The sequence below is a fragment of the Ideonella sp. genome (assembly GCF_035254525.1).
Lineage (GTDB): Bacteria > Pseudomonadota > Gammaproteobacteria > Burkholderiales > Burkholderiaceae_C > Ideonella.
The window spans coordinates 78436-99373 of sequence record NZ_DATFAN010000025.1 but is presented as its reverse complement, the minus strand read 5'-3'; the positions used below and the strand labels follow the sequence as shown (position 1 = coordinate 99373).

Here is a 20938-nt window from a genome sequence, read left to right as displayed (position 1 = left end):
CCCTCGCCCAGATCGGTGACGACGAATTCGTCATCGTGGGCCAGTACGCGCGGGTGCGGATCGAGCCCGTTGCGAGCGCCGACGGCCACGGCGCCATGGCCGCCAGTGTCGAAGAAGGCCATTTCGACGACACCGGCCACTGGCGCATGGAACGCCGCTGGAACGGTGACCAGATCGACTGGGGCCTGAACTTCACCGGGCGCCCCACCGTCCTGAAGGTGCGGATGGGGCGGTACTGACAGCACCAAGAAGACGATTGGAGACAAGCGATGCAACGGCGCCACCTCATCAAGGCCACCGGCTTGTGCGCGTTGGGCGCGGCCGGCATGCCGGCCGCCTGGGCGGCCACGCCCTCGCCAGCGGCGGAGGTCTGCGACTGGCGAAGCGTGCCTTTCGGCGGCGGCGGCCTGGTCGACGGCCTGGTGTTCCACCCGCGCGAGGCCGGCCTGCTGTATGCCCGCACCGATGCCGGCGGCGCGTTCCGCTTCGACCCGGCTTCGACGTCCTGGGTGCCGCTGCTGGACCACCTGTCCAATGCCGACGCCGACCTGATGGGCGTGCTCAGCCTGGCGGTCGACGCGCAGGATCCCAACCGGCTGTACGCCGCCTGCGGCCAGTACCTCGGCGAGTGGTCCCGCAACGGCGCGCTGCTGGCATCGAGCGACCGCGGCGCGACCTGGCGGATCACCGAGCTGGGCATCAAGCTGGGCGGCCGCGACGCGGGCCGCGGCTCGGGCGAGCGCCTGCAGGTGGACCCGAACCAGGGCGACGTGCTGTGGCTGGGCACCACGCGCGATGGCCTGATGAAGAGCGCTGACCGCGGCCAGAGCTTTCGCCGGCTCGACTTCCCGGCCAGGCACGTGTCGCTGGTACTGGTCGACGCCGCCGGCGGCGCGCCAGGCGCGCCCAGCAGCACGGTGTACGTGGGCAGCCACGACAAGCCGGGGCTGTATGTCTCGCGCGATGGTGGCGCCAGCTTCACGCGCGAGCCCGGCGCCCCCGAGCAGGCGCCGCAGCGGGCCGTGCTCGGCCCCGACGGCACGCTCTACGCGAGCTTCGCCGTCAGCTACTCCGACGCCGCGAGCAACCCCGGCAACGCCAAGTCCGGCAGCGTGTGGAAGCGCGATCCCAAGGGCCGCTGGACCGAGATCACGCCGGTGGTGCCGGGCCAGAACAGCAAGGGTTTCGGCTACTCGGGCCTGGACGTGGACCGGCGGGTGCCCGGCCGCATCCTGGTGTCCACCTTCGAGCGCTGGGACCAGGGCGACGACCTCTTCCTGTCGACCGACGACGGTGCCCACTGGACGCCGTTGAGCGGGCGCTCGAAGCACCAGGTCGGCGCCTATGCCTGGGCGCTGTCCAACCAGGTGCGCGGAAGCGGCCAGATGGGCGGGCAGATCTGCGACATCAAGATCGACCCTTTCAACGGCGATCGCGCCGTCTACGGCACCGGCTTCGGCCTGTACATGGCCGACAACCTGCTCGCCGCGCAACAGCCGGGCGGCATCGTGAATTGGACCTTCGCCGTCGACAGGCTCGAACTGTCCGTTCCGGTGGAGATCAAGAGCCCCTCGGAGGGGGCCTCGCTGCTGGGCGCGATGAACGACATTTCCGGCGCGGGCTGGGACAGCATCCAGAAGCCCCCGCGCGCCGGGCTGTTCATGCCGTTCGGCGAAAACAACCGGTCGGTCGACCACGCCGAACTGCTGCCGGTGCTGATCGCCCGCACGGCCGACCAGGCCTCCACGGGCGGCTACGTGTCGGTCGATGGCGCCATCACCTGGCGCCCCTTCGGCCCGACGGCGCGGCTCACCAAGGCGCCCAACGGCGATTACCTGACCGCGGGCCGCATCGCCGTCTCGGCCAAGGGCAACTTCATGGTCTGGGCGCCGGACCGGCAGCCTGCGCTGTGCACACGCGACCTGGGCGCGACCTGGAAGGAATGCGCCGGCTGGCCCGCCACGCGCGACGTGACGCTCACCCCCGTGGCCGACCGCGCGGTCGACGGCGTGTTCTACGTGTACGACCGCAGCAGCGGCAAGATCCTGATCAGCATCGACGGCGGCGCCAGCTTCAAGCCGTCGATCACCGGCCTGCCGGTGCTGGACGCGTGGCAATCCGCGCAGCTCATCAGCGCCCCGGGCAGCCTGCGCGACCTCTGGCTGGCGGTGCCCGATGGCCTGGTGTACCTGGCCGGCCCGGACAAGCGCGGCCGAACCATCAAGGGCGTGGCCGAGCCCTGGCTGATCGCGCTGGGCAAGGCCGCGCCGGGGGCCAGCTACCACAGCGTCTACGTGTGGGGCAAGGTGATCGTGAACGGCACCCTCACCGAGGGCCTGTTCCGCTCCGACGACGTCGGCGCGAACTTCAAGCGCATCAACGACGACCGCCACCGCTTCGGCCGGTTGCTGTCGCTGGCCGCCGACCCGCTGGAGCACGGCGTGGTCTACCTCGCCGCGCAGGGCCGCGGCATCCTCGTCGGCCGGCCGAGGGCAGCGTCATGAAGCGTTTGATGCGCTGTCTGCTGACCCTGGTTTGCGCCTGCGCCGGCCTCGGCGCCGCCGCAGCCGGCGCTGGCGCTGCCGCCCCGACGCTGCACTACCTGAAGCCCGCCCCCGACACGGATCCCGGCTGGGAGCGCGAAGCGCTGCCGATCGGCAACGGCCGCCTCGGCGCGATGCTCTTCGGCCAGGTCGCTCGCGAGCGCATCCAGTTCAACGACATCACGCTGTGGACCGGCACCGACAAGGTGATGGGCGCCTACCAGCCCTTCGGCGATGTGCTCGTCGAACTGGCCCGGCATGACCAGCCGGCGAGCGGCTACCGGCGCGAGTTGGATCTCGCGCAAGGCCGCCACAGCGTCAGCTACACGCTGGGCGGCGTGGGCTTCCGGCGCGAGGCCTTCGCGAGCCACCCGGCGCAGGTGATCGTCGTGCGCTTCAGCGCCGACCGCCCGGGCCAGTACACCGGCGCCATCCGGCTCACCGACATGCACGGCGCGCAGATCACGGCGCAGGCCGGTCGCCTGACCGCCACCGGCTCGCTGGCAGGCCAGGGCCCCTCGGCCAACGGCATGCGCTACGCCAGCCAGGTACAGGTGCTGCACGAGGGCGGCTCGGTGCGCATCGAAGGCCAGTCGTTGGCGTTCAGCGGCTGCGATGCGCTGACGCTCATCCTCGGCGCCGGCACCAGCTATGTCGCCGATCACACGCGGCAGTTCCAGGGCGACGACCCCCTGCCGCACGTGCGCGCCCAGGTGGCCGCCGCGGCGGCGCGCCCGTTCGGCGACCTGCGCGCCGAGCACGAGAAGGATTTCGGCGCGCTGTTCGGCCGCGTCGCGCTCGACCTCGGCGCCAGCGCGCCCACGCGCCGCGCGCTGCCCACCGATGCGCGAATCGAGGCCTACACCCGCAGTGGCGACGACCCCGAGCTGGAGGCCACCTACTTCCAGTTCGGCCGCTACCTGCTCATCTCGAGCTCGCGCGGCTCACTGCCGGCCAACCTGCAGGGCCTGTGGAACAACAGCCCGACGCCGCCCTGGAATTCGGACTACCACACCAACATCAACGTCCAGATGAACTACTGGCCGGCGGAGCCGGCCAACCTGTCGGAACTGGCCGAGCCCTTCTTCGCCTTCGTGCAAAGCCAGGTGCCGATCTATCGCCAGCGCACGGCCGAAGAACCGTTCCTGGGCGCCGACGGCAAGCCGGTGCGCGGCTGGACGGTGCGCACCGAATCCAACCCCTTCGGCGGGATGGGCTACCTCTGGAACAAGACCGGCAACGCCTGGTATGCCCAGCACTTCTGGGAGCACTACGCGTTCACGCAGGACAAGGCCTTCCTGCGCAGCGTCGCCTACCCGCTGATGAAGGAGGTCTGCGCCTTCTGGGAGGACAGCCTCAAGCCCGTGGCCGACGGCCCGATGAAGGGCCGGCTCGTGGCCCCGAAGGGCTGGTCGCCCGAGCACGGGCCGATCGAGGACGGCGTGAGCTACGACCAGCAGATCATCTGGGACCTGTTCAACAACACCGTCGAAGCGGCCGACGCGCTCGGCGTCGACAAGCCTTTCCGGGACCACATCGCCGGCCTGCGCGACCGGCTCGCCCCGCCGCGCATCGGCCGCTGGGGCCAGCTGCTGGAGTGGCTGGACGAGAAGAACGACCCGGTGCTCGACACGCCGAACGACACGCACCGCCACGTCTCGCACCTGTTCGCGCTGTTCCCCGGGCGGCAGATCTCGCCCGCGCGCACGCCCGCACTCGCGGCCGCCGCACGCAAGACGCTCGAAGGCCGGGGCGACGCCGGCACCGGCTGGTCCATGGCCTGGAAGATGGCCTTCTGGGCCCGGCTACTCGATGGCGACCGTGCCCACCGCATGCTGCGCGGCCTGCTGGCCCAGCCGGGCGCGCGAGCCGCCCAGCAAAGCGGCCCGGGCAGCGAAACCAACAACGCCGGCGGCACCTACCCGAACCTGTTCGATGCGCACCCGCCGTTCCAGATCGACGGCAACTTCGGCGCCACCGCCGCCGTCGCCGAGATGCTGGTGCAGTCGCACGATGGCGAGATCCATCTGCTGCCGGCCCTGCCTGCCGCGTGGAAACAAGGCTCGGTGACGGGCCTGCGCGCGCGTGGCGGCTTCGAGGTGGATCTCGCGTGGGCCGACGGCAAGCTCACCGAAGCCACGATCCGGTCCGTGGCGGGGCCCGGCGGCGGCAAGGTCCGCTACCTCGGCAAGCTGGCCGAACTCCACCTCCAGCCCGGCACATCCAGGCGCCTGGCCGCCGACCTCACGGCCCGCTGAGCCCATGACGATGAACACCCCAAACCCTGTATTTCCCATGAGCACCTTCACCTACTCGAGCCCCTTCCCTGCCTCGTTCGTCTTCGGGGTTGCCGCCGCGTCCGCGCAGATCGAAGGCGCGGCCTTCATCGACGGCAAGGGCGAGTCCATCTGGGACCGTTTCGCCCGCACGCCCGGCAAGGTCGCCGGCGGCGACAACCTCGATGTCGCCTGCGACCACTACCACCGCTTCGACGAGGACTTCGCGCTGATGGCCTCGCTCGGCGTCAAGCACTACCGACTGTCGATCTCGTGGCCCCGCATCTACCCGCAGGGCGACGGCGCGCCGAACCAGGCCGGGCTCGACTTCTACCACCGCCTGTTCGCGAGCATGGCCCGGCACGGCATCACGCCCTGGGTCACGCTCTTTCACTGGGACCTGCCCCAGGCGCTCGAAGACCGCGGCGGCTGGACGTCGCGCGTCACGGTGGATGCCTTCGCCCGCTATGCCGACACCGTGGTCAAGGAGTTCCGCAACGAGGTGAAGAACTGGATCACGCTCAACGAGATCCGCTGCTTCACGATGCTCGGCTATGAGTTCGGCACCAAGGCCCCCGGCCGCAAGGAGAGCGCGGCCGTCGTGAACCAGACCTACCACCACGCGCTGCTGTGCCATGGCCACGGCGTGCGCGCCGTGCGCCAGTTCGGCGGCGCGGGTGCCCGCGTGGGCCTGACCGACAACTGTGATGTCAGCGTGCCGGTGACCGAAACCCCCGCGGACATCGCCGCCGCCAAGGCCTGGTTCCTCGACAAGAACCTGCACCTGCTCGGCGCCATCCACGGCAAGGGCTACGCCCAGGCCTATCTCGATCGCGTCGGCGCCGATGCGCCGCAGGTGCTGCCGGGCGACTTCGACCTGATCAGCCTGCCGACCGACTTCCTCGGCCTGAACGTCTACACCGCCACCTATGTGCGCGCCGGACGCGACGGCCAGCCCTACGAGGCCCTTGCGCTGCCGCCCAGCTACCCGCGTGCCGACAGCCCCTGGCTGAACCTCGTGCCGCAGGCGATCTACTGGGCGCCGCGCATGTGCCACGAGTTGTACGGACACAAGTCGATCTTCATCACCGAGAACGGCTGCGGCTACAACGTGGAGCCCGTGGTGAACCGCGAAACCGGTGGCGAGGTGATCGACCTGCATCGCCGCGACTACCTGCGCAACCACCTGCGCGAAGTGCACCGCGCGATCGCCGACGGCGTGCCGATCGACGGCTACTTCCTGTGGTCCTTCATCGACAACTACGAGTGGGAAGACGGCTACGAGCGCCGCTTCGGCATCGTGCATTGCGATTTCGCGACCCAGGCCCGCACGCCCAAGCTCTCGGCCCGCTACTACGCCGAGGTGATGCGCACCCGCACCATCGTCTGACCATGAACCGCCAAGCCCTCCCCGTCCGGTTCTTCCGCGCCGTGGCCGCCGGGCTGCTGTGGGGCTGCGCCCTGGCCGGCACGGCGTCGGCCCACGAGACGCTCAAGCTCGACGCACCCAAGCCCGACCTGGCGCCGACGCCCCCGATGGGCTGGAACTCGTGGAACAAGTTCGGCTGCAACATCGACGAGCGGATCGTGCGCAGCCAGGCCGACGCCATGGCCGCCTCCGGCCTGAAGGCCGCCGGCTACCGGTACATCGTGATCGACGACTGCTGGCAGAAGAGCCGCGACGCCGACGGCAACATCCAGGCCGACCCCGAGCGATTTCCCGGCGGCATCCAGGCACTGGCGGATTACGTGCACGGCAAGGGCCTGAAGTTCGGCCTGTACTCGGACGCCGGCGCGCTGACCTGCGGCGGCCGTCCCGGCAGCGCCGGGCGCGAGTTCCAGGATGCCCGCCAGTACGCGAAGTGGGGGGTCGACTACCTGAAGTACGACTGGTGCCACACCGGCACGCGCGACGCCGAAGCCGCCTACACGATCATGGCCAAGGCGCTGCGCGAGTCGGGGCGCGACATCGTGCTGTCGATCTGCGAATGGGGCACCAACCAACCCGCGCGCTGGGCCCCGAAGGCGGGCCACCTGTGGCGCACCACCGGCGACATCTCCGACCTTTGGGAAAGCAAGAAGGACTGGCCGATCGGCATGGTGAACATCCTCGACCTGCAGGCCGAGCAGTGGCGCTACTCAGGGCCCAACCAGTGGAACGACCCCGACATGCTGGAAGTCGGCAACGGCGGCATGACGACCACCGAGTACGAGTCGCACTTCTCGCTGTGGGCCATGCTGGCCGCACCGCTGATCGCCGGCAACGACCTGTCGCGCATGGACGCCGACACGCGGCGCATCCTGACCAACGCCGATGTCATCGCCGTCGACCAGGACCCGCTGGGCCAGCAGGCGCGCCGCGTGTGGAAGGAAGGCGACCACGAGGTATGGGCGCGCCCGCTGCAGGGCGGTGACCGCGCGGTGGTCCTTTTCAACCGCGGCGCGGCAGCGGCCGGGATCCGGGTCAGCTGGAACCAGCTGGACCTGCCCGCCGACCTGCGGGCCGAGGTCAAGGACCTGTGGACCGGGCAGGTCAGCAAGGACGTACATGGCGGCGTCGGCGGCACGGTGGCGCCGCACGGCGTGCTGATGCTGCGCATCCGACAACCCGGCCGCGGCGCGATGGCCGGCAGCCAATGAACGCCCGGCGGCGCCAGCGGCCGCCCTCACCCACCTGACCTGCGACCTTCCATGAGCTCCCTGTCTCGACGCCAAGCCTTCAAGGCTGCCCTGGCCGGCGCCGCCGCCAGCCCGCTGGTCGCCTCTGTGCACGCGGCCTGCCCCGCGCCGCTGCCGCCCTTCGGCCGCGGCATCGAAGGCCAGCGCCGGGCCGACCTCGGCAACGGCCGCTTCCGCAACCCGATCGTGCCCGGCGACCACGCCGACCCGACGATCCTGAAGGACGGCGAGAACTACTACATGACGTTCTCGTCCTTCCTGTCCTACCCCGGGGCCGTCATCTGGCACTCGCGTGATCTGGTGAACTGGTCGCCGATCGGCGCCGCACTGACGACGCCGATCGGCTCGGTCTGGGCCATGGACCTCGTCAAGCACCAGGGCCGCTACTACCTCTACATCCCGTCGCTGACCGACGCGGGCACCGCGATCCACGTCATTCACACCGACGACATCCGCGGCCGCTGGAGCGAGCCTGTCGACCTGAGGCTGGCCGGCTGCATCGACCCGGGCCACGTGGTGGGCGAAGACGGCAAGCGCTACCTCTTCGTCAACGGGGGCCGCCGCGTGCTGCTCACCGACGATGGGCTGGCCACCGTGGGCGGGTTGCAGCCCGCCGCCTGGGAGCCCTGGCAGTACCCGAAGGACTGGGTCGTCGAGATGTTCGCGCCCGAAGGCCCCAAGGTCTTCCGCCGCGGCGAGTGGTTCTACCTCGTCTCCGCGGTAGGCGGCACCGCCGGGCCGCCCACCAGCCACATGGTCACGCTGGCGCGCTCACGCTCGGTCCACGGCCCGTGGGAGCACTGCCCGCACAACCCGATCGTGCGCACCCGCAGCGCCGACGAGCCCTGGTGGTCGCGCGGCCATGCCAGCGTGGTCGAGGGGCCGGCGGGCGACTGGTGGATGGTCTACCACGGTTACGAGAACGGCTTTCGCACGCTGGGCCGCCAGGCCCTGCTGGAGCCGATCGAGTGGACACGCGACGGCTGGTTCCGCGCCCAGGGCGGCACGCTGGCCGCGGCGCTGCCCAAGCCCAAGGGGGGGCAGGCCGGCCCTGCCGGCATCGCCTTGTCGGACGCCTTCTCAGGCGACCACCTGGGCCTGCAGTGGAGCTTCCACGCGCCGGGCCCGGGCGAGCCGGATCGCCTGCGCTTCGAGCCCGACGGCCTCGTGATCCGCGGCAAGGGCACGGCCATGGCCGACTGCTCGCCGCTGACCTGCGTGGTCGGCGACCGCAGCTACGAGGCCTCGGTGGAGTTGGAGATCCTCGGCGACGGCCATGGTGGCCTGGGCCTGTTCTACGACCACCGCGGCCACGTCGGCATCGGCTTCAGCCGCACGCAGATGCTCACCTACGGGTACGGCGCCGAGCACGACTGGATGCGCGAGGGCATCACCACGCGCCGGGTCCGGCTGCAACTGACCAACCGCGAGCACGTGGTGACCTTTCGCTACTCGCACGACGACGGGCGCACCTGGGTCCAGCACCCGTGGCAGATGGAGGTCTCGGGCCTGCACCACAACGTGTTCGGCGGCTTCCTCAGCCTCAGGCTGGCGCTGTTCAGCGCCGGCCCGGGCGAGGTGCGCGTGCGCAACTTCGTCTACCGGGGGATCGAGACGTGAGCACGCCGCAGGGTCCGCGCAGAAGCCTGCTGCAAGCCCTGGCGCTGGCACCCTGGCTGGCTGGTTCGCTCGCGTCCGCGTCCGCCGAGGCGGGCGACCCGGCTCGCCCGCGCCTGCAAGCGTTTGCCCTGCGCGACGTGCGCCTGCTGCCCGGCGAGTTCAAGACGGCCCAGGAGCTGGACGGGCGCTACCTGCTGTCGCTGAACCCCGACCGCCTGCTGCACAACTTCCACCTCAATGCCGGCCTGCCGCCCAAGGCGCCGGTGTACGGCGGCTGGGAGTCGCAGGAACCCTGGGTCGGCATCCGCTGCCATGGCCACACGCTGGGCCACTACCTCAGCGCCTGCGCGCTGATGTGGGCCGCCACGGGCGAGGCCGACTACCGGCAGCGCGTCGACTACATCGTCGCCGAGCTGGCGGCCTGCCAGGATGCGCGCCGGCGTGGCCTGGTCTGCGCCTTCCCCGACGACGACGCCCAGTTGCTGAACGGCCTGCGCGGCCGGCCCGTCGCCGGCGTGCCGTGGTACACGCTGCACAAGGTTCTCGCCGGCCTGCGCGATGCCCACCTGCATGCCGGCAGCGCGCCCGCACTGGCCGTGCTGCGCCGGTTGGCCGACTGGATCGACGAGGCCGCGCAAGGCTGCGACGACGCCCGGTTCCAGCAGATGCTGGGCGTCGAGCACGGTGGCATGAACGAGGTGCTCGCCGACCTGCATGCACTGACGGGCGAGGCGAGATACCTCGCCCTGGCCGAGCGCTTCAACCACCGTGCACTGCTCGACCCGCTCGTCGAGGGCCGCGACCCGCTCGATGGCCTGCACTCCAACACCCAGATCCCCAAGGTCATCGGTTTCGCCCGGCTGCACGAGCTGACCGGCCAGCCGCGCTATCGCCGCGCGGCCAGCTACTTCTGGGGCACGGTGGTCGGGAACCGCTCGTTCGCCACCGGCGGCAACGGTGACGGCGAGCACTTCTTCCCGCCTGGCGAGACACGGCAACACCTGTTCTCGGCCAAGACGATGGAGACCTGCTCGACGCACAACATGCTGCGCCTGACGCGCGAGCTTTTCATGGACGAGCCGAACGCCGCCTACGCCGACTACCACGAGCGCGCGCTGCTCAACGGCATCCTCGCCTCGCAGGACCCGGCCAGCGGGATGATGACCTACTTCCAGGCCACCCGCCCCGGCTACCCCAAGCTGTACTGCACACCCGAGAACTCGTTCTGGTGCTGCACCGGCACCGGCATGGAGAACCACGCCAAGTACGGCGACTCGATCTACTTCCACGAAGGCGACACGCTGTTCGTCAACCAGTTCATTGCCTCCGAGCTGAACTGGAGCGACAAGCGCCTGCGCATCCGCCTCGACACGCGATGGCCCGACGACGAGGCGGCGCGCCTCACCGTGCACGCCGCCGAGCCGACGCGCCTGACGATGCGCATCCGCCACCCCGCCTGGTGCCGCCAGGCCACCGTCACGGTCAACGGCCGGGTGGCCGCCCACAGCCGGGAGCCCGGCCGCTACATCGACATCGACCGGATCTGGCGGCCGGGTGACGTCGTCCGCATCGCGCTGCCGATGCACCTGCACCTGCAACCGCTGCCGAACGCGCCCGACATCGCGGCGCTGATGTTCGGCCCGGTCGTGCTGGCAGCCCGCCTGGGCAGCGAGGGCATGGCGCCCGGTGCCGATCTGATCGTCAACGAGCGCACCTACGGCGACGTGCTCAACCGGCCGATGGACCTGCCCACGCTACCGGTCGGCACGCGCGCGCTGGAAGCCGTCGTGCAGCGCAACGCCGGGCCACGCCTTTCATTCACGCTGCGAGCGACGGCCCCGGCCGCCGAGCTCGAGCTCATCCCCTTTCACCGCATCGCGCACGAGCGCTACCACCTGTACTGGCAACTGAGCTGACTTCCCCAACCGCTCGCGCCCGGAGGAGACAACCGTGCCGAGCACTTCAAAACCGAAAGGCAGACATGAAGTCGTTGATATCAGCGGTCCTGTTCATCCTCGCGCTGTGCGCGGGGCCGTTGGCGCATGCCCAGGGCTGCGCCACCAGTGGGGGTGCCACCGTCTGCCTGACGGCCACCGGCACTTCCAGCAACGTGCAGCTGAGCTGGACGGTCAGCGGCACCGTCACCGGCCTGCAGGTCTACCGTGACACCGACAGCGACGCGAACGGCCGCGGCCGGCTCGCGGTGCTGAGCGCCTCGGCACGCAGCTACACCGACAGCAGCGCGGTCTCCGGCACCCCCTACTGGTACTGGGTCAAGTTCACCACTGGCAGCGGCAGCTACAACTCCAACCCCGCCGCCACCGCGCGCGCCGGCATGCGCAACCTGACCAGCCTGCAGCTGTCGGCCAACATGTCGCCCGGCTGGAACCTGGGCAACACGCTCGAATCCATCGGCGGCGAGACGAACTGGGGCAACCCGCTGGCCAACCAGGCCATCATGAACGGCATCAAGGCCGCCGGCTTCAAGAGCATCCGCATCCCGGTGTCGTGGAAGCAGTACGCCGACGCGAACGACAACATCAGCGCGACCTGGATGGCCCGCGTGACCGATGTCGTGAACTACGCGCGCAGCGCAGGCCTGTACACCATCATCAACATCCACTGGGACGGTGGCTGGATGAACCAGCCCACCTATGCGCAGCAGGCCACGATCAACGCGCGCATCACCAAGTTCTGGACGCAGATCGCGAACAACTTCAAGACCTACGACGACTACCTGCTGTTCGCCGGCACCAACGAGGTGATGATGGAAAACGACTGGGGCACGCCCACGGTCGAGTACTGCACCGTCCAGAACAGCTTCAACCAGACCTTCGTGAATGCCGTGCGCGCCACCGGCGGCTACAACGCCTCGCGCCACCTGGTCGTGCAGGGCTTCAACACCAACGTCGACCACACCTACAACTTCTTCACCGTGCCCAGTGACTCGGCGACCAAGAAGCTGATGGTCGAGATGCATTACTACGACCCGTACAACTTCACGCTGAACACCGACAACGACACGATCTGGCAATGGGGCAACATCGCCACCAGTGCGTCCAACACCGAGACCTGGGCCAACGAAAGCTACGTCGACGCCCAGATGAACAAGATGAAGTCGCGCTTCATCGATGGCCTCGGCATGGGCGTGATCATGGGTGAGTACTCGGCCGCCCTGCGCAACAACGTCGACAGCGCGCAGAAGTACCGCACCTACTGGGACCAGTACATCACCCGGGCCGCCTTCTCGCGCGGCGTGGTGCCGGTCTACTGGGATGCGGGCTACACCGGCGACCACGGCTCGGGGCTGTTCAACCGGTCCACCGGCGCCCAGGTGCATTCCGGCGTGATCAGCACCATCGTCAACGCGGCGAAGTAAACCGGCACGAGCGGCCGGTCTCGGCCGGCCGCCTCGTGCGAGAGACTCCTCATGCTGTCACCCCTTCCGCGGCCCGTCGACCACCCTGCCTGGACCCGCCTGCTGCGCGCCGCAGCCGTGCTGGCCTTGTTGCTCGGCGCCCTGTGCGCCTACGCCGCACGCCAGACGCTCGCCCTGAACGACCACTGGCGCTTCCACCGCGCAGACCTGCCGGCGGCCAGCCAGGCCGACTTCGACGACGCCGCGTGGAGCACGGTGACCCTGCCGCACACCTGGAACGGCAGTGACGGCGAGGCCGGCGGCGCCTACCACCGCGGCCCCGCGTGGTATCGGCGCGAGCTGATGCTGCCGGCGCCGGCCACGCCGCGCCGGCACCTGCTGCAATTCGACGGCGCGGCGTTGACGGCCGAGGTCTGGGTCAACGGCCACTTCGCCGGCCGCCACGAAGGCGGTTATGCGGCCTTCCGGCTCGACATCACCCCCTGGCTGCTGCCCGGGCGCAACCTGCTGGCGGTGCGCGTGGACAACAGCCCCCAGCCGGACGTCGCGCCACTGGGCGGCGACTTCACCGTCTTCGGCGGCCTGCACCGCGGCGTGCAGCTGATCAGCGTGGCGCCGACGCACATCGACCTGCTCGATGACGGCGGCCCCGGCGTGTACGTCAGCGCGACAGAGGTATCGGCGCGCCACGCGCAGCTGAAGGTACACGCGCGGGTGCGCAACGCCGGCGACGACAGCGCCAAGCTGCAGCTGCGCCTGAGCCTGCGCGACGCCCGCGGCCGGCTGGTGCGGCGCGTGCAGCAAGCCCTGAGCGCCGCGGCCGGCGCCACACGCACGGTGGAACAGAAGCTCGGCGTGCCGCGACCGCACCTGTGGCAGGGCGTGCACGACCCCTACCTCTACTCACTGGCGGCCGAGCTGCTGCAAGGCAGCACGGTGCTGGACAGCACCACCGTGCCGGTGGGCCTGCGCACCGTGCAGATCGACGCGCAGCGCGGGCTGATGCTCAACGGCCGCCACTACGCGCTGCACGGCGTCAACCTCTTCCACAGCGCCCGGCCCGGCCAGGGGTTGGCGGTGAGCGACGCGCAGATCGACGAAGACTTCCGCATCCTGCAGGACCTTGGCGTCACCGGCCTGCGCCTGGTGCACTTCCAGCACCCGCAGCGGGCCTACGACAACGCCGACCGCCTCGGCCACCTGCTGTGGACCGAGATCCCGCTCAACGCCGCGATGGCTGAGACCGAGGCCTTTCGCGCCAACCTCGACCAGCAGCTGCGCGAGCTGATCAAGCAGAACTTCAATCACCCGTCGGTGATCACCTGGGGCCTGGGCAACGAGGTCTACCGCTCCGATGCGCCCATCGTCGAGCTGCTGGCCGCGCTGCACCGGCGCGCGCACGAGCTGGACCCGAGCCGCCCCACCAGCTATGCGCACTGCTGCGCCGCCGACGACCACCCGATGGCGATGCAGACCGACCTCGTGGGCTTCAATCGCTACTTCGGCTGGTACGACCGCGAGTTCGCCGACTTCGGCCCCTGGGCCGACACCGCGCGGGCGCAGACACCGCGGCGCCCCATGGCGATCAGCGAATACGGTGCCGGCGCCAGCGTGATGCACCAGCAGGATCCGCCGCAACGCCCCGAGCCCAAGAGCCACTGGCACCCCGAGCACTACCAGGCGCTGTTCCATGAAGCCTATTGGCGCCAGATCCGCGCGCGGCCGTGGCTGTGGGGCAGCTTCGTGTGGGTGGGCTTCGACCTCGCCTCGGCCGGCCGGGACGAGGGCGACCGCGCCGGCATCAACGACAAGGGCCTGGTCACCTACGACCGGCAGACCCGCAAGGATGCCTACCACTGGTACCAGGCGAACTGGTCGGCCCGGCCCATGGCCTACATCACCAGCCGGCGCTTCACGCCGCGCCCGCAGTCGCCGGTCGACGTGAAGGTCTACACCAACGGGCGGGCCGCCACGCTGTACGTCAACGGCGTGGCCCAGCCCGCGAGCGCCGTGCAGGACCACGTGGCCGTCTGGCCCGGGGTGGTGCTGCAGCCGGGCGCCAACACCCTGCGTGTCGTCACCGACCACGGTGCCGAGGACGCCATCGAGTGGATCCATACCCCGCCTTCGAAATGACACTCTTCATGCGGATGCTCTTCCAAACCCTCTGCCTGTCCCTGCGCACGCTGCTGTGCGTCGCCGCCATCGCACCGTCCATCGCGCTGGCCGCCGAGGCGGAGCCGCGTGAACGCCTGCTCATCGACGACGGCTGGCGCTTCGCCTACGGGCACGCGTGGGACGCCGAGAAGGACTTCCGCCATGGCCTGCGGGCCTTCTTCTTCGCCAAGGCCGGCTACGGCGACGGCCCGGCCGAACCGAACTTCGACGACCGGGCGTGGCGCCGGCTGGACCTGCCGCACGACTGGGCGGTGGAACTGCCCTTCGACTCGCGCGGCGACACCAACCACGGCTCCAAGGCGCTGGGCCGCCCCTTCCCCGAGAACAGCGTCGGCTGGTACCGGCGCGAGCTCGCCATCCCTGCGACCGACCAGGGCCGGCGAATCGCCATCGAGCTCGACGGCGTGTTCCGCGACAGCGTGGTGTGGGTCAACGGCCACTACATCGGGCGCGAGCACAGCGGCTACGCCAGCGTGCGCTACGACATCAGCAGCTACCTGAACTACGGAGGCCGCAACGTGGTGGCGGTGCGCGTGGACGCCACCGGCACCGAAGGCTGGTGGTACGAAGGCGCCGGCATCTACCGCCACGTGTGGCTGAGCAAGACCGGGCCGCTGCACGTCGGCCACTGGGGCACCTTCGTGCGCGCCGAGGTGAAAGACCAGCGCGCGACGCTGACGGTCGACGCCACGGTCGTCAACGACGGCCCGCAAGGCGAGCGCTTCGCCCTCGACCACGAGGTGCTCGATCCCGATGGCCGCCGGGTCGCCACGCGCCGCCTGCCGGCGCAGGCGGTGGGCGCAGACTCGAAGCAGGACACGCGTGTGCAGATCGACGTGCCCGCGCCGCGCCTGTGGTCGCTGCAGACCCCGCAGCGCTACACCCTGGTCACGCGCGTGCGCCGCGGCGGCCAGGTCGTCGACCGCTACGAGACGCCGTTCGGCATCCGCACCCTCCGCTTCGACGCCGACCAGGGCTTCTTCCTCAACGGCGAGCAGGTCAAGCTGCACGGCACCGACAACCACCAGGACCATGCCGGCGTCGGCATCGCACTGCCCGACGCCCTGCACGACTGGCGCCTTCGCCGCCTGAAGGAGATGGGCGTCAACGCCATCCGCTCGGCCCACCACCCGGCCACGCCCGAGCTGCTGGACGCCTGCGACCGCTTGGGGCTGCTGGTCATCGACGAGCACCGCGTGATGGGCACGGCGCCGGAGATCCGCCACGAGCTCGAGCGCCTGGTCCGCCGCGACCGCAACCACCCCTCGGTGATCCTCTGGTCGGTGGGCAACGAGGAGTGGGCGATCGAGAACACCGAGATCGGCACCCGGCTCGCGCGCGAGATGCAGGCCATCGTCAAGCGCATGGACGCGACGCGCGGCCTGACGCTGGCCGCGTCCAGCTCCGGTGGCCCCGAAGGCACCGCCGTGGGTTCCGAGATCCTGGGCTTCAACTACAAGGCCCAGCACGACATCGACGCCATGCACAAGCGCTTTCCCGAGCGGCCGGTGGTCGTCACCGAAGAAGGCCTGACCTTCGCCACGCGCGGCATCTACGCCGACGACCCGGCGCGCGTGCACGTGGCGGCCTACGACAAGCCCTCGGGCGGCGCCAGCACGGCGTCGATCGAGCAGGCCTGGCGCTTCAACGCCGAGCGCCCCTACATCGCCGGCATGTTCGTCTGGACCGGCTTCGACTACCGCGGCGAGACCACCCCCTACGGCTGGCCGGCGATTTCGTCGCAGTTCGGCATGCTCGACACCACCGGCGCCTTCAAGGACAGCGGCTGGTACCTGAAGGCCGCCTGGACGAAGGCGCCGGTGGTGCACCTGCTGCCGCACTGGAACTGGCCCGGCAAGGAGGGGCAGCCGATCGACGTGCGGGTGTACGGCAACACCGAGGAGATCGAGCTGCTGCAGGACGGCCGCTCGCTGGGCCGCCAACCGCTGGCCCGCTACGGCCACCTGCAATGGAGCGTGCCCTATGCCCCCGGCGAGCTGACCGCGCGCGGCTTCAATGGCGGCCGCCTGGTCGCCAGCCAGACCGTGGCCACCACCGGCCCGGCGCACACCGTGTCGATGACCACCGACCGCACGACGCTGCGCGCCGACGGGCGTGATGTGGCCGTGCTGGAGCTCACCGTGCGTGACGCACAGGGCCGCATCGTGCCGCTGGCCGACAACGAGCTGCGCTTCGACGCCACGGGCCCGCTGCGCCTGCTGGGCATGGGCAACGGCGACCCCGGCTCGCACGAAGCCGACAAGCCCGCCGATCGATACCGCTTCGCGCCCCTGCGGGACTGGGCCATCCGCGACGAGGCCCGGCCGGAAGCGCTGGCCGACGCCGCCCGCGCCGCCGACGCCAAGGCCTGGCGCGACCCGTTCCAGTGGCTGCCCGAAGACAAGCGCCCGGCACCCGCGCCCTACCACGCGCTGCGCATGCGCTTCCCGCGGCCGGCCATGGCGGCGGGCGAGCGCATGGAGCTGTTCGTGGCCGAGATCGTGCCGGGCCAGCAGCTCTACCTGAACGGCGCCGCCGTCGCCACGCGGCCCACCGGTGACGGCCGGGTGCTGGTGGAGATCGACCCCGCGCGCCTGAAGGACGAGAACGAGTTGCTCTGGCACCTGAAGGCCCCGGCCAGCGGCCTGCAGCCGCTGGTGGACGCCGCGCAGGCAGGCGCCCGCTGGGCCCAGTTGCGCGTGACGACCCCGGCCGGCCCCTGGCAGCGCCGCGTCTTCAACGGCCGCGCGCAACTCATCGTGCAGTCCACCGGCGCCACCGGCCGGGCCGTGGTGACGGCCAGCGGCGCGGGCCTCGAGACCGCACGGCTGCAGATTGACCTTCATTGACGTTTCGGACAACCCCAGGTCCCCCATGAGATCCATGCTTTCCAGGATCGTCGTCGCACCGGTCCTAGGCAGCGCGCTGCTCGCCACCACCCTGGGAACGCCCCCGGCGTTCGGTGCGCAGGCCTCGCCGCCCTATGCCTGGAAGAACGTGCAGATCGTCGGTGGCGGCTTCATCTCCGGCTTCATCCTTCATCCCTCGAAAGCCGGGGTGGCGTATGCCCGCACCGACATGGGCGGGGCCTACCGGCGCGATACGGCCAGTGGCACCTGGCAGCCGCTGCTCGACTGGGTGTCGCACGACGATGTGAACCTGATGGGGGTGGAGAGCCTCGCGCTCGACCCGTCGGACCCCGAGCGGGTCTACATCGCTGCCGGCACCTACACCGCGGCTGGCGTGCCCGACGGCGCGCTGCTGCGTTCGTCCGACGGCGGGCGCAGCTTCGAGCGCACCGCGTTGCCGTTCAAGCTGGGCGGCAACGAGAACGGCCGCGGCAATGGCGAGCGCTTGGGCGTCGACCCGAACGACGGCCGCATCCTGTTCCTGGGCACGCGCAACGATGGCCTCTGGGTCAGCCGGGATCGCGGGGCCAGTTTCTCTCGCGTCGCCAGCTTTCCCGCCGTGGCCCGCTCGGGTGGCCCCGCGGCCGCCGGGCCGGGCGGCTGGAGCGGCGACGGGCGCGACGGCATCGTGTTCGTGCTGTTCGATCCGGCCAGCGGCACGGCCGGGCAGCCCAGCCGCACGGTCTATGCCGGCGTGTCGGTGCAGGGCCAGCCCGGCCTTTACCGCAGCGACGACGGCGGCCGCACCTGGCGCGCGCCGCCGGGGCAGCCGACCGCGTACCGCCCCAACCACGGCGTGCTGGCGGCCGACGGCGTGCTCTACGTCAGCTACGGCAGCGACCCCGGGCCGTCGAAGACGACTGGCGGCACCGTCTGGCGGCACGACACGCGCAACGGCGCCTGGCGCGAGATCACCCCCGAGCCGCCCACCGCCACGCGACGCTTCGGCTATGCCGCGGTGGCGGTGGATGCACGCGACCCGCGCCGGATCATCGCCAGCAGCTTCGGCCGGCCGGGTGGCGAGGAGCTGTTTCGAAGCACCGACGGCGGCGCGAGCTGGCGCCCGGTGTTCAGCGCCGGCGCGGTGTTCGACCATCGCCGGGCTCCCTACGTGCGCGACACCGGCCTGCACTGGCTGTTCGACATCGAGATCGACCCGGCCGACCCCGACCATGCGATGTTCACGACCGGCTACGGCGGCTGGGAGACGCACGACCTGTCGAACGCCGACGCCGGCCGGCCCACCCACTGGACGCTGCTGGGCACGGGCATCGAAGAGACCGTGGCGTTGGCGCTGCACAGCCCGACGCGCGGCGTGCCGCTGGTCAGCGCCATCGGCGACTACTCCGGCTTCGTCCACCACGATCTCGATGTTGCCCCCCCCGCCGGCAACCCCAAGCCGCCGTTCTTCGGCAACACGCACGACGTGACCGGCGCCGAGCTGAGGCCGGAGATCATCGTGCGCGTGGGCAAGCCGCGCGAAGGCACCGGCCTGGGCTTCTCACTGGACGGAGGCAGCACCTGGCGGCAGCCGGCGAGCGTGCCGGTGGCGGGGGCCGCTGCCGGGCACGTGGCGGTGTCGGCCGATGGCGCCACGTGGGTGTGGACCCCGCAGGGCCAGCCCCCGTACGTGACGCGCGACCAGGGCGCCTCCTGGCAGGCCTGCCGCGGCCTGGCGCAGGATGTGCGCGTGGTGGCCGATCGGGTCAACCCGCGGCGCTTCTACGCCATCGATTTGTCGGGCGGGCGCTTTTTCGAGAGCACCGACGGCGCGGTGGGCTTCCAGGCCAGTGAACTCGTCCTGCCGGGCGCCGGGCCCGTGCGCCGCCAGACCGGTGCCCACAACGCCACCGACCGGGGCGACGACCGTGGCGGCCAGGACCGCTTGTACGCCACGCCGGGCGCCGAGGGCGACCTGTGGCTGGCCGCCCATGACGGCCTGTACCGCGGCCCGGCAGGCCGCCGCCTGCAGCGCATGCCAAGCGTCGAGCGACTGCTGGCCTTCGGGTTCGGCCGCGCCCAGCACGACGGGGGCTACCCGACGCTTTACATCGCCGGCACGGTAAACGGCCAGCCCGGCATCCACCGCTCTACCGACAGCGCGGCCAGCTGGGTCCGCATCAACGACGACGGCCACCAGTGGGGACTGGTACTGCAGGTCGCGGGCGACCCCAAGACCTTCGGGCGCGTCTATGTCGGCACGCACGGGCGGGGCATTCTTTACGGCGACCCGGTGCCACCGCGCTGAAGCGATCTCCCATCGGCGCGCTTGAGGCTCTCAGCGCCGCACGCCGGACGACAGCGCCGGGCAGGTTGGCGCGTGGCCCCGCACCACGAACGGCTGGTCGGCCCAGGGCCCGGGCTTTGCGCAGGTGCCGTCCGGCGCGCAGCAGCCCTTGGTCTGCAGCAGCTGGTTGACCACCGCCTGTTCGCGCGGCGAGAGCTTGGGCAGGCGAGGCGACAGCACGAGCTGCATCGCATCGGGCGGCGCCGGCGTATCGGCGGCGGGCACGCGGCCCAGCACGGTGACGATGGGCTCGGTGCTGTTGCGTTGCCCGTTGCGCACGCGCCGCAGCTGCGCCAGCGCCGCCTCCATCGCCGCATAACCGCGTGCCACCGAGTGGGTGAAGGGCTTGCGATAGGCCGCCGTGTAGGTGGCCTGCGCCTGCTCCCAGCGCGCCTTGTCGTAGCCGAGAACGGGGCACAGCACGGCGTCGTAGGTGTCGCGCAGCACCGGCTCGAAGTCCATCCAGCAGGAGGTGCGGGCCGAGATCCGCAGGCCCGTCTCCCCGCGCAGCGCGGCGGCGATGCGCTCGGCGGCGTAGAGCTCGATGCGGCCCAGTTGCAGCACCCCTTCGGGCGGCTTGGCCAGGCGCTCGGCATGGGCCGAGACAAATGGCAGGCCGGCATCGGCCACCAGCTTGGGCACCTGGCCGAGGACACACCAGCTGCCCAGCACCAGGTCGACCTTGGCCGCCACCAGCTCGCGCGCCGCGTCATCGGCGCGGCGCGGGTCGCAGGCGCTGTCCTTGACGATCAACGTCGGTGCGGGCTGGCCGGGCCAGGTCTTGATCGCCAGCTGCATGCCCTGGACGATCTCTTCGCCCTCGGTGGCGCTGGGCCAGCTCAGGGGCACGATGGCGCCGAGGGTCGGCGCCGGGCCGGCTTCGGCCGCACTGCCCAGGGCCAGCGCCCCGGCCACCGCGGCCCGGGCCGCCCCCTCAGCCAGGCGGCGCCATGGTGCGACGCTGCGGCAACGGCTTGCACTCGTCATTCTTCTCGCTCCTTCGCGTTCGGCCAACCCGCGGCGGCCCCTCGTGGAGGCTGCCGCGCCCGGGCAGGGGTATCGCCCGG

General features: G+C 70.9%; 12 protein-coding genes. 11 read left to right on the top strand and 1 reads right to left on the bottom strand.

Annotation, left to right across the window (positions count from 1 at the left end; translation table 11 throughout):
* The 11 genes from VJ693_RS02630 to VJ693_RS02580 all read left to right on the top strand — a co-directional run.
* Positions 1-239: DUF5597 domain-containing protein (locus VJ693_RS02630; protein ID WP_324151911.1), on the top strand; the 239-nt coding region annotated here is incomplete at its 5' end.
* A 30-nt stretch (positions 240-269) separates the two neighbouring features.
* The gene (locus tag VJ693_RS02625) at positions 270-2504 is read left to right on the top strand and encodes a hypothetical protein (RefSeq protein WP_324151910.1); all 2235 of its coding nucleotides are present in this window, start codon (positions 270-272) and stop codon (positions 2502-2504) included.
* An 8-nt stretch (positions 2505-2512) separates the two neighbouring features.
* Positions 2513-4801 carry a glycoside hydrolase family 95 protein gene (locus tag VJ693_RS02620; protein ID WP_324151909.1) on the top strand — a complete coding sequence of 763 codons (2289 nt, stop codon included), beginning with the start codon at positions 2513-2515 and terminating at the stop codon, positions 4799-4801.
* Between the two features lie 37 nt (positions 4802-4838).
* On the top strand, positions 4839-6209 hold the full coding sequence (locus tag VJ693_RS02615) for a GH1 family beta-glucosidase (RefSeq protein ID WP_324151908.1): 1371 nt from the start codon (positions 4839-4841) through the stop codon (positions 6207-6209).
* Between the two features lie 2 nt (positions 6210-6211).
* Positions 6212-7459, top strand: a complete 1248-nt coding sequence (locus VJ693_RS02610) for a glycoside hydrolase family 27 protein (protein ID WP_324151907.1) — start codon at positions 6212-6214, stop codon at positions 7457-7459.
* Between the two features lie 51 nt (positions 7460-7510).
* A complete protein-coding gene (locus tag VJ693_RS02605; protein WP_324151906.1) occupies positions 7511-9118 on the top strand; it encodes a family 43 glycosylhydrolase in 1608 nt (535 codons plus the stop codon).
* Positions 9115-11034, top strand: a complete 1920-nt coding sequence (locus VJ693_RS02600) for a glycoside hydrolase family 127 protein (RefSeq protein ID WP_324151905.1) — start codon at positions 9115-9117, stop codon at positions 11032-11034. The genes VJ693_RS02605 and VJ693_RS02600 overlap by 4 nt, the downstream gene beginning before the upstream one ends.
* Positions 11035-11099: 65 nt before the next feature.
* Positions 11100-12497 carry a glycoside hydrolase family 5 protein gene (locus tag VJ693_RS02595; RefSeq protein WP_324151904.1) on the top strand — a complete coding sequence of 466 codons (1398 nt, stop codon included), beginning with the start codon at positions 11100-11102 and terminating at the stop codon, positions 12495-12497.
* Positions 12498-12548: 51 nt separating this feature from the next.
* Positions 12549-14633 (top strand): glycoside hydrolase family 2 protein, encoded by a 2085-nt coding sequence (locus tag VJ693_RS02590; RefSeq protein WP_324151903.1) that lies wholly within the window; start codon positions 12549-12551, stop codon positions 14631-14633.
* An 8-nt stretch (positions 14634-14641) separates the two neighbouring features.
* Positions 14642-17524, top strand: a complete 2883-nt coding sequence (gene galA / locus VJ693_RS02585) for a beta-galactosidase GalA (protein ID WP_324151902.1) — start codon at positions 14642-14644, stop codon at positions 17522-17524.
* 25 nt (positions 17525-17549) lie between these two features.
* On the top strand, positions 17550-19832 hold the full coding sequence (locus VJ693_RS02580) for a hypothetical protein (protein ID WP_324151901.1): 2283 nt from the start codon (positions 17550-17552) through the stop codon (positions 19830-19832).
* A gap of 30 nt (positions 19833-19862) precedes the next feature.
* Here VJ693_RS02580 and VJ693_RS02575 read toward each other — a convergent pair whose 3' ends face one another.
* Positions 19863-20858, bottom strand: coding sequence for an ABC transporter substrate-binding protein (locus tag VJ693_RS02575; protein WP_324151900.1), 996 nt, complete (start codon positions 20856-20858; stop codon positions 19863-19865).
* Between the last annotated feature and the right edge of the window lie 80 nt (positions 20859-20938).

Coding starts and splice junctions, on each gene's coding strand:
- VJ693_RS02625 (WP_324151910.1), top strand. CDS start 270: ATGCAACGGCGCCACCTCATCAAGGCCACCGGCTTGTGCGCGTTGGGC.
- VJ693_RS02620 (WP_324151909.1), top strand. CDS start 2,513: ATGCGCTGTCTGCTGACCCTGGTTTGCGCCTGCGCCGGCCTCGGCGCC.
- VJ693_RS02615 (WP_324151908.1), top strand. CDS start 4,839: ATGAGCACCTTCACCTACTCGAGCCCCTTCCCTGCCTCGTTCGTCTTC.
- VJ693_RS02610 (WP_324151907.1), top strand. CDS start 6,212: ATGAACCGCCAAGCCCTCCCCGTCCGGTTCTTCCGCGCCGTGGCCGCC.
- VJ693_RS02605 (WP_324151906.1), top strand. CDS start 7,511: ATGAGCTCCCTGTCTCGACGCCAAGCCTTCAAGGCTGCCCTGGCCGGC.
- VJ693_RS02595 (WP_324151904.1), top strand. CDS start 11,100: ATGAAGTCGTTGATATCAGCGGTCCTGTTCATCCTCGCGCTGTGCGCG.
- VJ693_RS02590 (WP_324151903.1), top strand. CDS start 12,549: ATGCTGTCACCCCTTCCGCGGCCCGTCGACCACCCTGCCTGGACCCGC.
- galA (WP_324151902.1), top strand. CDS start 14,642: ATGCGGATGCTCTTCCAAACCCTCTGCCTGTCCCTGCGCACGCTGCTG.
- VJ693_RS02580 (WP_324151901.1), top strand. CDS start 17,550: ATGAGATCCATGCTTTCCAGGATCGTCGTCGCACCGGTCCTAGGCAGC.
- VJ693_RS02575 (WP_324151900.1), bottom strand. CDS start 20,858: ATGACGAGTGCAAGCCGTTGCCGCAGCGTCGCACCATGGCGCCGCCTG.